The organism is Tepidibacter sp., from assembly GCF_025210165.1.
Classification (GTDB): Bacteria; Bacillota; Clostridia; order Peptostreptococcales; family Peptostreptococcaceae; genus Tepidibacter_A.
This window is the reverse complement of the sequence record NZ_JAOASI010000018.1, coordinates 1-17,701: the sequence shown is the minus strand read 5'-3', so window position 1 is coordinate 17,701 and position 17,701 is coordinate 1. Positions and strand designations below refer to the sequence as shown.

Here is a 17,701-nt window from a genome sequence, read left to right as displayed (position 1 = left end):
AAGCTACCTCCTACTACCTATAATTGAATATCTTCCAAGTCTATTTACTGGAGAGTTAATAGAAGTAGAATAATTGTCCATTCTCTGCTTTACATAAACCCATTCGTTTTTGTATTCATCATATCTTCTAAGCGAAATATTTCTCATTCTTCTAAGATCTGCTTTTGCCCAGTCAAAGTCAAGAGATATTTCCATATTATTTTTTAGATAATCTATACTTGTATTATCTGCTCCAATGAATACATCAGCCTTTAGTTCATACTCATTAGATAAAGAAGCTACATCATTCTTTTTATTAATTCCTATTTTTAATTTAACACCTGCTTTATCCTTGTCTTTAGCTTCATAAAGCTTTGATACATTAAATGCTGTAGGATTAAATTTTATATACATATCATTTAAAGTTACTTTTACATCCTTTGCTAAATAACTCGTAGCAACCCTTGCTGGTATACTTATAACAACATCCTTAGCTCCTGCATACTGTCCTTTTGTAAGGTCTATAACAGTTTCTTTCTCATCATAATCATCTGTTCCAATAAGTATATTTACAGTATCACCAGATCTATTTATAACTGTTTTTTCATTTATTTCTCCATCTTTATCTTCATATCCTGATCCTGATTTAGTTGTAACTTCATTACTTTTTGCTGAGCCTTTTGATAATCCAAATTCTCCTATAGCCTTTATTATGAACCTATAGTCTGTCTTTGATTTTACATCTCTATATATGAATGTAGTTAAATTAGTAGTTCCAACAATATACATTTCCTTATCATCTTCTACTGCATATATCTCATAAGACGTAGCACCCTTTACTTCATTCCAATCTATTTTTATATACTTATCGTATATAAGCTCTGCCTTTACACCTGTTGGTGCATCTATTTGATCTATTACATAAACCACATCATATATATTACTTCCAGCCTTATCTGGGTTGATCACAATAACACCCTTAGCTCCTAGTTTTCCAGCTGGAGTTGTAACCTTTAAATTTTGAGCATCTATAAATGTGGCACTACCTTCAGTTCCAGATACTAAGACATATGATTTTTTATCTATAGTTATTGTATCCTTATCAGAAGCTGTAGCCTCTTTAAGTACAGGGTTGAATACAACTTTTGCTCCACTCATAAAATCATTACCCTTTATCTGTATCTCTTGTCCTCCATCCACATATATAGTGGATATGTTTATAGAATTATCCTTTGCATCTACTATTTGAGTTATCTTAGGATCACTCAAGTAAGTAAATTGTACTGAATTTGAAATTTGTCCATCTGGATTTTCTATCTTAACATCAACAGTCTTTGGATCACTCTTTGGTGTTGTAACCTCTATAGTTCTATAATCTATAAATCTAACATGCTCATCTGGAACTCTTATTTCTCCAAAGTATACAGCTATTCTTTTGTCTCCATATCCATTCATAGTCTCTCTAAAATCAAGACCTTTTATAGTTACCGGTTCTCCTCCTTTTGATAAGCCTCTGTCTGGATCTATTGAAGTTATCTGTGGATTAGTTTCTCCTTTTGTAAACATTATATATATAGGAGGATTTAGGGAATCAGAGCTTGCAAATGCTCCATCCTCATTTTGAACCACTACCTTGTGAAGTTTTCCTACTTCCTTCTCATCTACAGCATCTATCTTAAATGTAAGCTTATTAGGAAGAGTTGGAGTAATATTTGCATAATCAATTTCCTTTATATTACCTATAGATATTTTTGCATTTTCTCTAAAATCAGATCCTATTACACTTATTATACTTCCACCTTTATAGTTAACCTTAACTACCTTAACATCTTTCCCATCTATATTATCTGCTACAGAAGGTTGACCATCTCTAGTTACCTCAGTAATACTCGGAAAACTATCTGGATTTTTATATTCAAAATCTCCACTTGCCTCACCCTTATCTGGATTTATTATAGTTATAGGAACTTTTCCTATTGTATAATAAGAAGGCGTTTTAACTTCTACTTGTCCACTATTCAAAAGATTAGTCTCTGGAGAATATCCTCTATCAACTATAATTCTTCTAGCATATGTGTCTATCTTTATTTTAACAACCTCGTAACCTGTATACTGCTCATCTCCTGAATCATCTTTATACACTAACAAGTCTTTAATTGATAAGTATAGTTCTTCATCATTATAATTTGTTATTTGAGCTGTATATTCCTTGTTTCCTATCTTAGCTTTTAAATTTATCTTTTTATCATTTGTGTCAGATGAATCATATTCTACTTCGAGATTTCCAACCTTAGTATTTCCTTTAGTACCAATTATTGTACCTGCATTCAAGCTTCCAGCAGTTATAGATGAATTTGAGATATTAAGATCCTTTATATCTCCAAATCTAACTACAGGCATTTCTCTTTCTTCAGCTTGTGATGCATCCAATTGTTTAAGTACCTTTATTTTAGAGCTGCTAAAATCAGTTCCATGTATCTCTATATTGTCTCCACCTATCTTCTTACCAATATCAGGTACTACTTTAGTTATTGTAGGAGATGATGATTTATAAGTGAAACTGACCTTATTAGATGTTCCAAAATCATTATTAAGTACATATACATCTACATTCCCCTGTTCTCCAACAGGAACCTCTACAGATATATATCCGTCAGAAAAATCTACTATTTTAGCTGACTTTTTTCCAAAATATATTTTAGGAAGTATATTTTTATAATCCTTAGATTTTTTTTCATCATCAGAAACATTAGGATCTTTTATTAAATTCTCGTAATCAGCTTTTAATGCATCATACTCAGACTTATTCTCAAGATTGTCCCACTTATTATTATTGTTAAGATCTTGATATTTTTCTCCAGAATCATATTTAGCATTTCCATTAGCATCTTCATATGGCTCAAAATATCTAAAATCCGTTCCCCATATTTGAACTTTATCTCCACCAGCTGCACTAGCTGTATTTGGAAGTATCTTAGTTATTTGAGGATTACTTGTAGGAATAACATAAGTAAATCCATCTTCCTTTGAATAGTTACCTCCATCTGAATTAGTAACTACAACTGGTACAGTTTTTCTATCTCCTTCTATTTCATCTTTAAGGTTTCCTGGATATTTAGGTATTACAATAGTTATTTTATTTTTATCTGTACTTATTATGATATCTTTAGGATCTATTTCTACTCCACCTATAAACACTCTAGATTTTATATCTCCATTTGATTCAAAATCACTTCCATATATATCAGATGTATAACCACCTTCAGTTGATCCTCTATCTGGTTCTAATCTAGTTATAGTAGGATTTTTCTTAGGAGTTTTAAAGTAGTAAAAACCTTGAGTACTTGTTCTTTTATCATATTGAGTATCTGGATTTTGAACTGTAACATCATACCATCTCTCAACATCTAGAATAGGAATTCTAAAATATATCTCATTTTTATTAATAACTTTTACTCTATGTCCTGTTATAACATTGTTTTCTATAACGTATGGCGTTTTTAAGTATAAATCTTTTGTGTTTAAATTATTTTTAGTTTCTGTTAATTTTATTTTATCTGTATAAACATCTATCTCAAATTCTGTTCCAGACTCTGATGTTGCCTTAAATTTGTCACCAGATATATGTTCTATAATCTTATAGTTTTCATCCTTTCCATTTGATAGCTTTATATCTCCTCTAGTATCTACATCAAATGTATAAAAAGAATTTCCTGTAGTAGTTATATTATCATTTTCTGATAATATAATAGATTGATAATAATCTCTAATATAAGGTTTATTATTGTCCTCATATATCAATTTATTATCACCCAGTGATGTATACGACTTTAGTGATATTTTATTAGATTCTTTATTATAGCTATTTATATCTTTATCTCCAAGAAGTATTCTAGTTCCAATAAGCTTGAAGATATTTGCGCCACTTATATCTGTTGTAGAAGGTTGAGGCTTTAAGAAATTGTCTCCCTTTAAAACAACTAATGTATTATTACTTCCTTTATTAGGAGAAAAAGAAGTTATTTTAGGATCTGTATAAGTTGTAACATATATAAATTCAGATATATCAACTGCACCACTAGGATTCATAACTTGAAGCTGAGTACTTCCCTCTCTTCCTGGAGGAGCTTTAAAAGTTATTTTTCTTCCATCCCCATCACGGTTAATTCCGCTAACTTCTTTACCATCTATAAATACCTTAACTCCTCTATCAAAGTTATTTCCTTCTATTACTACATCTTCTCCTCCACTTACAGTTACTATATTTGGACTAATTGTAGTAATAATAGGATTATCTACTGCATCTACAAACTCTACAGCATCAGGTTTTGTTGCAGATAAACCCTCTGTTTCTTGATTCTTTACTGGATTTATAACCTTTACAAATGTTTTTCCTATGTTAGTTACATATGATCCTTTAGGTATTTTAACTATCATCCTAGTACCTATTTCATTTCCCTTACTTCCATCTAGCTCTTTTCCATACTTATCAAATATTTTAAGATATAGATTTGGATTAGAATCTGCCCCAGTAATATTCTTATTAAGCCTTACATCACTTCCAATTTCAATTACTGGATATCTTACAACCTCTGTTCCATCATCTTTTGTGTACTTGTGAATTAAGAATTTATCTCCTTGTATTGAAACCATCATATCTTCTTCTAAATTATATTTTATTGGTGATTCTTTATCCACTTGTATCTTATCTGGTGTTATAGAATTTACCTCAGGAGTCATTGTACTTGCTATAAATGTATACGACTGAAGAAGCTCAGCTCTATCTTTTATAACAACAGGATCTTTTCCTGCTATATTTATAGTTGTGATTGTCTCTATAACAACATCCTTAATTGGATTATCTGCAGCATCAGTAATATGTGCTGTATCTACACTTATTTTATCAATTGCATCAGTAAAGCTATACTCATATTCTGAAACCCCTGTTTTTTTAGCAAAAGTTGCTATTCCCCCTACAATTACCTTTACCTTTCTAGTTATAGAAGTAACTACTTCTCCCTTGTAAGTTCCTCCTTGATATACTCCACTATCATTTTTTCCATAATCTATATCTAATTCTTGATCTGCTGCAACATGTGATTGAACCTTTATTTTATCAGAATTTAATATTAACTCTGGTATATTAAGAGTTCCAAAGAATACCCCTGATATTTCAACTTTTGATCCAGTATCTGGTCCTGAATCTGGAGATATAGATACTATCTTCATTTTTTGCTTAGCATCTATTATCGTAAATTTTTCTGGAAGAACATAACTTTTAGTTATATAGTCCTCTGGATCTTTATCAGCATCTATTTTGTTAGTTATTACAACATAATATTCTCCATTTTCTATTATATTTTTCTTATAATTAGGTAAATGTATTTTTAGTAAGTTCTTTCCATCAACATCAGCTTTATAGTTAGTATCAACGCCCTTTTTATCATTTGTGAACTTATCACTCTTATCTTTAAGGAAAAACACATCACAATCATCAAGTCCAGAATCAGCAGTAAATATAACTTCATCACCTTTTCTTGATGTAGTACCTGCCTCTCCTCTATTTGGGTTCATAGTCAAATTAGTTGTGTTTATCTCTTCTATAAGCCTAAATTGCTTTGAATAAGTATTTCTAATAGTCACTTTTATTTTGTTTTTACCAAGATTAGGAGATGATGACTCTGTAATCTTTAGTGAATTATTATTATTAAAATTTATATATGCATCCTCTTCCTTAGTTATAACTATATTTTTATTACCTAAAGTACCAGTTAAAGGATTAGTTATCAATTTATTAGAAGTCTTAGATGCTACTGGAAAATTAACAAGTCCACCTGACTCATCATCATTTTTATAATATGCTTTATATCCTGAAGTACCTACTTTATCTAAATTAGATCCAGTAATAGTAAGTGTATCAGTACCAGTCTTTACATTTCTTTTATCTATACCCGTAATAGAAGGTATTTCACTTTGGTCAATAGGTATAACTATACTCCCAACTCTTATATCTCTTCCAAGCTTATCTCCCGGAACTATAAATTGAAGTACAGATTCTGAATGTGGGCTTGGATTTGTAAATTCTTGATATCCAAAATCAGTATTAGTCCCAACCGTTACATCCTTTAAGTAATTACCAGTTATTAAAAGCTTCGTTTGTTTAACTTCATACCCTCCATCCTCATAAATCTTAGTAATCTCTATACTATCTACATAATATTTATCTGGATCATATGCGTATATACTCATATCATCCCACGGCATCATTCCAAACACCATCATAAATACAAGAATAAAAGATGTAACCCTTTTAATCCAATTAATTCTTTTCATGCTCCCCCTCCTAATCTACAACTACAAATATTCCTTGTCTACTTGATTTAATATATACATTTTTATCTGCTCTATCAATACTAAATGGAACACTGTACCAATTTCTCATTTCTTCATCATATCTTAAAACCTTCGTATCCTCACCTGCATACTCATATGGGATTTTAATATTTATATTATCAAAGGTGAAATTATCTCCAGTAACCTGTATAAAGTCAGATACTATATGAGCTGATCTTAACTTATTCTTTATACTATCTATAACTAATGGTTCAACCCTTCCAAGAGACACAACAAAATCTTTATCTCTATCATAATCCACAGGTCTTAGATTATATATATCTATATCTGCATACTTTGACTTTGTATTAAGATTTGAATATAAACTACTTTTGCTTCCCTCGTACTTTATTTTTCTAACTAAAGTATCTTCTCCCATAATCTCATCTAAGTCTAATTCCAAGCTACTTTTATTTTTATAAGAGGAACTAAGTATTAAAGTATCCTCACTTACCTTCATATCTTGTTCAACCTTTCCCTTAGAATCATCTTTGATTATTTTCTTATTTTCAGCTGGAGCAAAATCTCCTTTTTTAATAACGCTTAATGTGTCAAATTCCACAGTAATTTTATGATTTTCATCATTTTCAACTATTATCTTATAAGTTCCAGGCTCTAATCTATCACTTTTATCCGGGAGATACACCTTAATTATTTTACCATCTACAACTACTTTTTCAGCATATTCAGTATGTCCAAATTCATTTTCAAAATATACCCTAACTCCATTTGAATAAATCATTCCGCCTTCTAATATTATAGGTTCATCTTCATCATAATCCTCTCCTATAGTTGCATCTACAAGTCTTGATACTGTAGGTATTGGAGTTGTTGTAAATGAAAATGACTTTGCTTCATTTAAAAGTTTTTGAGAATTGCCATCTATAGCTCCATTTTCTACTACATTTTCTGGAACATACCAATTGTATTTAGTATTTGAACTAAGCTTACCTTTTATAGGTATATACATATAGGTCTTTTTAGAAGAGCTATATGTATCTTTATCTAGAATAAGCTCTTTAGTATCATCTATAAGATTTTCACTCGACCCTTCAGAATAAAGAGTAAATCCACTAGGGGTTTTATTATCATTATAAAGCTGAATACTCTTATCTAAATCATCAAATACAACTGTTAAATAATAGGTTCCATCTGATTTTTTATGTAGCTTATTTTCATCAAATCTATTTGATAAAGTACTAATAGGATAAGTAGATGATATACTTGGTCTATCCTTTAGAGTCTGGAATTTAAAGGTTATATCTTTATTGTACTTATATAAATTCCCAGATAAATCTGTTCTCCCCTTTAGTATAATAGCTCCAGCTCCTATTTTAACTGTATACTCCTCCCCTTTTGAAAGAGGTTCTTTTGCTGTATCCATATACAGCTTATCCATATCTATTTTTAATGAATCTATTACTAAAGATCCAGTAGATTTATAAGCATAAACGTAATCTTGAATATTAGTATGTATACTTCCACTCCTAGATATAAGACTTACCTTTGTTTTATCTATATTGATATCTATCTCTTCTTTGAACTTTATACTTATATTTTGATGTTGTCCTATTCTTGTTGCATTATCACTAGGGTCTGTACTATCTACTATATATTCCTTATTATCTGTATTAAAGCTTATTATTTTTTCTTCATTATATATAGCATTTCCATTATTAAGGTATACAGTATTTGGCTTTAATGTAACTGTATATTTTGAAAGTTCCTTAAAATCTCCATTATCCGTTCTCTCAACTATAAGCTTTTTATTATCATTAGAATCTATTTTCACTGTATAGTTTGATATATTATCTGATACATATGAAGGATCTTTCAGATTATCTATTAAAGAAGATGTTATTGTTATATAATTTTGCTTATTATTTATTGCATCAGGTTTTAACACAATATCATCTATAAAAGTATAGGTTATAGTTCCTCCTGTGTAATCAGCATTAGTTATAATACCACTTTGACTTGTAGTATTCTTTGTAACAAAAATATAATTTGCTTCTAAGCTTGCAACATTTGAACTATCCTTAAATAATCCCGCATCAATATGTACCTTATATACAGAACTATGTTTTAGTGTTTTTGCTGAATCCTTTAAAGATACTCTAATTTTATGCTCTGCTGGATATAAAACAAAATTATAGCTACTTTTTTCCGAAACTCCATTTACTAATATATCCATATTAGTGTTTATATCCTTTGATCCATCCTTAGTATAACTAGATCCATATATTACATCTATATAGTTGGTATTATACTCTACCTCTACTTGATTTTTGGTTATACTTCCTTTACTAGTTATAAGACTAAGAGTATCTTCTATTCCTACTGCATTTGATATATCTATAGGAATTAAAGTTAATATCATTGCAAATATTAGTATTAAGCTTATTCTTTTCCTCATTTTATCTCCCCCCCTATAAGTCTACATTATACACTATATGTCGGCATCTAGTGTGAACTTTTATAGTACAAATTCAAAACAAGTCCTATTGAAAATATTTCTATTATGATATTAGCATAAAACAAAAATCTTTATTTGGAAGTTCTAAATTTATATTTTCTTTGTGAGTTATCAAAACTATATATAAAAATACCGTGAATACAACAATATTTTGAATATAACTAAGATTTTCTCTTATTAATAACCCTAAAATTTACGAACTCCCTACGCTCAGACACGCAAATTTCTTAACGGATTATTAAACGATAAAACCTAAGTTATATTAGTCAAAATATCTAAAAGCATTCACTAACATTTTTATATACAGTTTTTTAATATCAATATCTATAAAGTAAAATAGCTCTTACCTCATAATTAATAACTAAACTTACAAAATGAAGGGGATTAAAATATTAGAGAATGATTTAAATATTTTTGTATAGAACTAAATTCATCGTTTGAATATCCGTTAAGAAAGTTCGTTGTTTGACCGCTAGGGAGTTTAGAACTTTTAGGATATTCAATAAGATATAATTTTTAGTTCTATTAAAAATATTTAATACATGAGCGGTATTTTGATTCCCTTCATTTTGGATTAAGCACATAATCCTTGAAAAGCAAAAAATACCCAGACTTCATTTAATGAAATCTAGGTATCTACTTTATATTAATAATATTTTATTGACCTATTACAAATCTCTTTTTCTCAAATACTTCTTTATCTATACTTACATAAACCTTATCATTCTTTCTAAGATGCTTCATATCTTTATCTGCTTTAACCTTTATAGATCCTTCATTTAATAAATACTCTAAAATAGTCTTTATATCTGCATGCTTAACATCAGTCATATTATGAATATGATCAAGTGTTGTAAGTATATTTCCATTACTGTTTATAATAAGGGTTAATACTTGATTTAAATCATCTTGATGTTTTACTTCGAATTTTATATTCTTAAGAATTTGTTTTTCTTCATCATCAATATTTAGTACATCTTCTGGTTTTGGAACTGGTTTTGTATACTCGTAATACATAGTATCTTCTTCATCTTTTTTAAGTTCTACTAGTTTATATTTTAATAAAAGATCTAAATCATCTTGTCTTGTTTTTGGATACTCAAGACCTATTTTTTTTAAAATATTCTTCTTATCTTCTACAACCTGAGGATGTTCTTCTCCTCCTTCAAGCTTTGTATTTAATATATTCTGAGTAGCTTCAAGACCTTTTAATTCCTGAGAAGCAGTAGCACCCACAACTAAGTAAGTCTTGTAAGTTGAAAGAGGCATATATCTAAACCACATATACTCTTGAAGCTCTTCTGGTACTTGTACTCTTACTCTATTCTCCACATTAAATCCTCCTTTTCCTGCGAAACTTAACCTATAATAAATATCTCTCTACAAAGAATATCTTCATTTTCTATAAGTCTAAATTCGTATCTACCTTCTTGCATTAACTCTGATTTAAACGATATAGATACTTTAGCATTTTCATCAAGCTTTATAGGAATACTTGAAAGTATTTTATTATTTTCTATACTTATTAACTCTCCTATGACTTCTTTTTTGTCTTTCTTAATAGATTTTAAATTTAAAGTGAATACACCTTGTTCTTTCGTATATTTATCAGCTACTATAAATGGTATTATTATTTTTTCATTATCTTTATAAAGACTTACTTCATAATATCCATTTTTCCATAAATCATTAGAACTTCTAATTTTAATTTTCACCTTATTATCTTCACCAGGAATTTCAAATTTCATCTTAGTTTTTTCGTTTTTATTATATACAAGTTCGCCTTTTATATTCTCTTCATAACAATCTATACCTGTATCTATAAATAGTTCTTTTTGATTCTCAAAAAATATTATATTCTTAAGATTATGAGCTTCTAATTCTCTAGATGGCTTATCTACTATAAAATCTATATGTTTAACCTCTTGCTTTGAGACAAATATTTTTATTTGATACCATCCCATATTCCAGTTCTTATCTTTAGGTTTTTCAAAATCAGTGACATATATACCTTTTATTTTTACATCCTTATCATACTCTTCTAATTTTTCTTCATATCCATTGTCCATATAATAAAGACTTACAGTTGCAGCAACTTCTTCTGTAGCATTTATATCTACATTAAGCTTTATGTTAGGAATATTAGATGGGATTTTTGATAAAAACCATCTGCTAATTCTATATTTATCTTCTAATTCCTCTACTCTTTTCATTCTCTGTTCTTCATTAAGCTCATGCTCTCTTTTAATTTTTTTAACCTCATCTAATTCTTCATTTATATTAGCTATTATAAATAAAGATTCTATAGAGTTCTCTTTTATTTCTTCTAGCATATTTGAAAACATATCGTAAGCTTCTTTATTGAATATTCTAACAGGATTTTGACCACCTATATGTTGGAATATTATTCCTTGTCTTATTTGATCCACAACATCTAAATGATCTGTCCACTTATCATCTATATTCTTCATTAAAGTCACTCTTTCCAAGTATCTAAGCTGTTCTTTACCAGTTATCTCTACCTTTTCTTTATATGACTCAATAGCTTTATCGTATGCTTTTTTCTTTATATCATCTTTATCTAAATTTTCAATCTCTCTACTTTCCATTTTAGTGAAATCTATATAATTATTGAATTTAAATGTTTTATTCAAATAATTTTGTACAGAATCTAAATCCCATTCTTCAGGATATTCACTATTAGATGTATAACTATCTATATTTTTATCTATAGTATCCTTTAAAATACCGTAGATAAATTCACTCATATCTTCTCCATTTAATATCTTGTTTCTTTCATTATATATAGTCTCTCTTTGCTTATTTAATATTTGATCAAATTCAAGAGTATTCTTTCTAACATTATAATTAGTATTTTCTACGGTCTTTTGTATTCCATCTATAGCTTGAGATACCAGCTTATCCTGTATAAAATCATCTGAACCTAAATTCATCTTATCTACTACCTTTACAATTCTATCTAATGCCTCTTTCCCTACCTTAGAAAATAAAGAATCTTCAAGCGATATAAAGAATTGACTCTCACCCGGATCTCCCTGACGACCAGAACGCCCTCTTAACTGATTATCTATTCTTCTTGAATCATGCCTTTCTGTACCTATTACATAAAGACCTCCAAGTTCACTAACTTTATCTCCAAGCTTTATATCAGTTCCACGTCCTGCCATATTAGTTGCTATAGTTACAGCTTCTCTTTGGCCAGCATTTGATATAATTTCAGCTTCATCCTTGTTCTGCTTTGCATTTAAAATTTTGTGCTTTATGTTATTTTTAGTTAACATTCTACTTAATACTTCTGATTCATCTATATATATAGTTCCTATTAATATAGGTTGTCCTTTTTTATGTCTTTTCTGAACTTCATTTATTAATGCTTTAAATTTAGCTTCTTTTGTTTTAAATAATAAATCACCTTTATCTATTCTTTTTACTTCTTTATTCGTAGGTATACATATAACATCCACATTATATATACTTTTAAATTCTTGTTTTTGACTATATGCAGTACCAGTCATACCAGCTATTTTATTAAATAATTTAAAATAGTTTTGATATGTAATCATAGCTTGAGTTTTTGTTTCCTTCTTTATTTCTACATTTTCTTTAGCTTCAAGTGCTTGATGAAGACCTTTTCCAAATCTTCTTCCCGGAAGTGCTCTTCCTGTAAACTTATCTATTATCATTACTTCATTGCCCTCAACTAAATAGTCCTTATCCTTAGTAAATACATAATTAGCTTGAAGAGACTGTCTTATATGATGGTATAACTCCGTATTCTTTATATCAGCTATGTTATCTATACCAAATATTCTCTCACTCTTTTGTATTCCTATTTGAGTTAGATTAGCTACTTTCTTTTCATTATCTATTTCATAATCTTTATTTTGAAGAGATTTTATAAATTTATCTACTGTAATATAATATTGAGATGGTCTTGCGGCATCTCCTGTTATTATAAGTGGAGTTCTAGCATCATCTATAAGTATTGAATCAACTTCATCTATTATCGCAAAATTTCTTCTTGTTTGAACTACATTTTGTTTAACAGTAACCATATTATCTTTTAAATAATCAAACCCAAACTCAGAATTAGTACCATACACTATATCACAGTTATATACTTCCTTTTTATGGTATACATTTAATTCTCTATTAGTAAGTCCAACTGTTAATCCTAAGAACTCATACAATTTTCCCATTTCCTGCTTATCTCTTAAGGCAAGATATTCATTAGCAGTTATCACAAATACTCCTTCACCTGTTAATGCATTCAAATAAGTAGGCAGTGTAACTACAAGAGTTTTACCTTCACCTGTTTTCATCTGAGCAATATTACCTTCATGAAGACATATTCCACCCATTAATTGTACTTTATAATGTTTCATATTAAACACTCTAAAAGATGCTTCTCTAACCACTGCAAAAGCTTCTTCTAATATATCATCTGAATTTTGACCATTCTTTAGTCTATTTTTGAATTCCTCAGTTTTCTTTTTTAATTCTTCATCAGTTAAAGTTTTAAATTTTTCTTCAAATGCAAGTATATTATCTGCTCTTTTTTCTAGTTGCTTTATTTTTTTATCATGAGGATTTATTATCCCCTCAAAAAAATTCACCATAACATTCCTCCTATATAAAGTGAAACTTAATGTTAAACTAATCCAGAAGCTGTTAAGTTCTTATCTTCAGTCTTAGAACTTTTAGTTTTCGGATAAAGTGAAACTTATTATATATGTATATAGTTTTCCATAGATATCATTATTATTAGAATTAAAGAAGTTTATTATACTTTTTTTTATTATATTCATCTTTAACTTGTGGATAACTATAATTTTAATGCTCAAAGAAAAAACTCAGAGGATTAAATCCTCCGAGTTTTTGTTTTATCATTTATAATATTTATTAGTTACCAGAAATTGTTACTGATACAAGTCTTTGTGAAACTTCTTTACCATTTACAACTATCTTAACAGTGTATACTTTAGTTCCATTATTTCCATCAGTTATTGTTAAAGTAGCTGTTTTAGCTTTAGTATCATCTGAAGCTGCTGCTACATCTGTAAATGCTACTATCTTATTAGTATTATCATAAGCTTTGAATGTAACTTCATCACCTTTATTTACATCATACGTAGCAGTTACAGTTGCTGTTCCATTTGAATTATCTGAAGAAGCAATTGATTTGAATACAGTTGTAGGAACTGCATCAACTACAGGAGCTGTAGCCTTCTCACTTGCATCTTCTGTTAATAATACATACTTGATAAAGTCTGTTCCCTCATCCTTAACTAAAGTTACTTTATCCTTACCTTCTTCTAAGTCGCTTAATGATATCTCATCTATATCATCAGTATCTTCTATATCAAATACATATGCATCTTTTGCTAATCTGTATTCAGTTCCATAAACAGTTAACTTCTTATCTGATACTTTAACGTCTGTAACAACTTTCTCAGTTTCAGCTTTAGCCATTGCATCTATATCTGCTGCAGTATTATCTATACCTGCTGTTGTTCCTTTTACTAGTTCTCCAGTTTCAGAATCAACATAAATCATAGCAACTTCTCCAGCTGATACTGAAGCAGCTGTTATAGATCTATCTGTATAGAATGTTTTTTCAGTTCCATCTACATAAGCCTTTATTCTCCACTCATCATCATTACCCGATAACTTCTTAACGCTAGTTACAAGAGCTGCGTAATCTTCAACATCATCACTATCTCTTTCTGAATCCGTTACAGCTATGTAAGTGATTTTTCCATCTTCGTCATAGTATACTGTTCCTGCTTTAACAGTTTCAAATTTAACCTTTTCCCAAGCACTTACTTCTGTATCATCTTCATCTATTCCTTCTGTTGCATCAAATACTAATGAAGATTTTTCAAGCTTTTTACCTTCTGCATATTTTGCATCAGTTTTAACATTTGAAGATACTATCTTATCATCAAGATCTAAAGTTAATTCAGTTACATCTCCATCTTCGTCAACCTTAATCTCGATTATAGTTCCTTTTTTAACTGTGTTAGTACCTGTTCCATTAGTTGTAACAACAGTTACTCCACCTTTTCCATATACATTAGAAGAATCGAAATAATGCTTAGTTATAGCTTCCTTCTCATCAGTTGTATACTTATCCCAAGCCTTATCTACTGTTACTGAACCAGAAGACGCTTGTTGGCTTGTAACTCCTGAAATACCTTCTACTGCAGCTTTATTAGCAGAAGCTGTTGCCCACTTCTTAACTATATCTATTTCTACATCGTTAGCATCTACCTTATATTTTACCTCTTTACCAGACTTGTTTATTACATCTACTAAAAGAGTATGCTCTCCCCTAGCATCAGTATCTACAACTATATCAGCTGTTAATAAAGCTCCCGTAGTGCTTGTTTTAACTTCTCCACGATCTCCTAATACAAGTCTAACATCATCTTGTCTATCAAAGTAAACAGTTACTTCTTTATCAGCTTCCTTCATTTCATCTAATATATCAGAATCTATTGTTTCTAATTCATTATCATCAACATACTTAGAATCATTTGTTATATCATAATCTTCATCATCTAATCTGAATCCATCTCCAAATACCTTATCTAATTTACCTTTTACAGTTTTGTTGAATACCTCAGCATACTCAGCAGAAGAATTATAGAATACTACATCTCCTTTTTCTAAACCTGAAAGCTCTATGTTCTTACCTTCTTTAATTAAATCATAATCCTTGAAATTAACATCATCCTCATATCCAAGAACATGAGTTTTTTCTACTTTATCGACTACAATCATATTATCTAAATCATATACCTCTAAAGAAGATATCTCGTTATCTTCAATTACAACCTTAGCATATGAATATTTGGCATTTAAATCTGATTCTTTAACTTTTTTACCATTTTCATATATAGTTGCACCTTTAGCAAAGTCATATTCCTTATCCTTAGCAACTAATTTTACTGGATCTGAGTCAGATGAAGTGTATTCTACAGCATCATAGTATACATCAGTATCACTATCCATTTCATATGATACTAACTCATCATCATCATTTACAAATACTTTGATTTTAGCATTATATACTCCTTCGAAGTTGAATCCTTCAGGAACTTCGATAACACCTGTTTTCTCAAGTCTTATTTCATTATCATCTAAGCTAGAATCAGTTCTTGGTATATCTATAACTTTTTCTTCAACTTTTTCAGTGTCTAATTTATCAGTTAATAATGTTTCTTTAGTAGTACCATCAGTTCCAGATTTTACGTATTTTACATCATCTCCGTATCCTACTTGAACCATCATAGGTACTTCTAATGAGTTGTCCATTAATTGGGATACTATTCCTCTTGGAGCAGATGAACCTATTGTTCCTTTAACATCATCAGATATATCTTCTTGTCCAGCTACTACTAAGTATCCATTTGGGTATCCACCCTTAGCTTTTGCCGCTGGCTCGTATCCTAATGATCTTACTATCATAGTTACAGCTTCTTCATACTTAACTGGTGCTTCTGGATCGAATACTCCTTCAGCTTTTCCATTTATAACTTTAAGTCCTGATGCTATGTTTATGTATCCTGATGCCCAGTGACTAGCAGGAACATCATTAAAAGAAGTATTTCCCATTGATGCTTTAGCTGAAGCATCAAGTCCTAATGCTCTTACTATTACCGCTGCAAATTCAGCTCTTGTTATTGTTTTTCCTGGTTTGAATGTTCCATCTTCATAACCTTTTAATATATCAAGTGCTGATAATCTTTCTACTGCGCTCTCGTAGTCAGTTCCTTTAACATCTGTTGGAGCTGCTGCAAATGCTGCACCCATTGTTCCGAATGCTAAAGCACCAGCTAATGCAACTGAAAGTACTTTTTTAGTGTTTTTCATTTTATTTCCTCCCTAATTTAGTTGTCTTTTCATTTTGTCATTCGAGGATTTTTTTTGCAATTCTTAACATTATAGTTGTCATTTTCCTCATGTTGTCTTATTTTGGCTTGTGCTCTTGATCTAAATTGTCGAATTTCTTTAAACGTCTTCAAAAACCTTTATTTGTATGTAAACTACAAAACCATTATACACTTACATGGTATTAATTTCAATTACAATTATGTTACAAATTATTTTTTTAAATAACCTTTATGAAATTTACATTTTATTACTTTCATTTTTCTAAATATTCCCTCGTTTTCCAATGTTATTTTTTACACTATTTCTATATATTTATTATAATTACATTTAATTATAATCTTTATAATATTTTAACAGATAAACAAACCCCTAAATCATATGATTTAGGGGTTCAAATATTTCATTACCTATTAAGAAAGCTACGCTTGGAACTATTTTTAATCAACCGAGTCATAAGACTTGTTGGGGACGTGAGTCACCGTGTTAGCGAGTACTAATTTTAGTTACCTGAAATTGTTACTGATACAAGTTTTTCTGAAATTTCTTTACCGTTTACAAGTATCTTAACAGTGTATACTCTAGTTCCATCTACATCATCAACTGCTATAGTTGTTGTTGTAGCTTTCGCATCATTAGCAGCTGCCGCTACATCCTTGAATGCTACTACCTTATTAGCATTATCATAAACCTTAAATGTAACTTCATCATCTTTATTTACATCATAAGTTGCTGTTAATGTTGCTGTTCCATTTGCATTATCTGCAGAAGCAACTGATGTGAATGTAGTTGCTGGTACTAAGTCAACTACAGGAGCTGTAGCCTTTTCACTTGCATCCTCTGTTAATAATACATACTTAATGAAGTTTGTTCCCTCATCCTTAACTAACGTTACTTTATCCTTAGCTTCTTCTAAGTCACTTAATGATATTTCTG

Annotated in this window: 6 protein-coding genes; all 6 read right to left on the bottom strand. The window is 29.7% G+C overall.

What is annotated here, in order from left to right:
- Window positions 1–3 precede the first annotated feature (3 nt).
- The gene (locus tag N4A48_RS02690; protein ID WP_293664135.1) at window positions 4–6,312 is read right to left on the bottom strand and encodes an IPT/TIG domain-containing protein; all 6,309 of its coding nucleotides are present in this window, start codon (window positions 6,310–6,312) and stop codon (window positions 4–6) included.
- 10 nt (window positions 6,313–6,322) lie between these two features.
- A complete protein-coding gene (locus tag N4A48_RS02685) occupies window positions 6,323–8,788 on the bottom strand; it encodes an Ig-like domain-containing protein (protein ID WP_293664134.1) in 2,466 nt (821 codons plus the stop codon).
- A gap of 717 nt (window positions 8,789–9,505) precedes the next feature.
- The gene (locus tag N4A48_RS02680) at window positions 9,506–10,180 is read right to left on the bottom strand and encodes a DUF6042 family protein (RefSeq protein WP_293664133.1); all 675 of its coding nucleotides are present in this window, start codon (window positions 10,178–10,180) and stop codon (window positions 9,506–9,508) included.
- Window positions 10,181–10,206: 26 nt separating this feature from the next.
- Window positions 10,207–13,488 (bottom strand): preprotein translocase subunit SecA, encoded by a 3,282-nt coding sequence (gene secA, locus N4A48_RS02675; protein WP_293664132.1) that lies wholly within the window; start codon window positions 13,486–13,488, stop codon window positions 10,207–10,209.
- A gap of 283 nt (window positions 13,489–13,771) precedes the next feature.
- The gene (locus N4A48_RS02670) at window positions 13,772–16,747 is read right to left on the bottom strand and encodes an S-layer homology domain-containing protein (RefSeq protein ID WP_293664131.1); all 2,976 of its coding nucleotides are present in this window, start codon (window positions 16,745–16,747) and stop codon (window positions 13,772–13,774) included.
- A gap of 520 nt (window positions 16,748–17,267) precedes the next feature.
- A partial coding sequence (locus tag N4A48_RS02665) for a hypothetical protein (RefSeq protein WP_293664130.1) occupies window positions 17,268–17,701 on the bottom strand: 434 nt, incomplete at its 5' end.

Bases quoted from the DNA above. Each gene is read 5' to 3' on its own strand.
- N4A48_RS02690 (WP_293664135.1), bottom strand. From the start codon at position 6,312: ATGAAAAGAATTAATTGGATTAAAAGGGTTACATCTTTTATTCTTGTA.
- N4A48_RS02685 (WP_293664134.1), bottom strand. From the start codon at position 8,788: ATGAGGAAAAGAATAAGCTTAATACTAATATTTGCAATGATATTAACT.
- secA (WP_293664132.1), bottom strand. From the start codon at position 13,488: ATGGTGAATTTTTTTGAGGGGATAATAAATCCTCATGATAAAAAAATA.
- N4A48_RS02670 (WP_293664131.1), bottom strand. From the start codon at position 16,747: ATGAAAAACACTAAAAAAGTACTTTCAGTTGCATTAGCTGGTGCTTTA.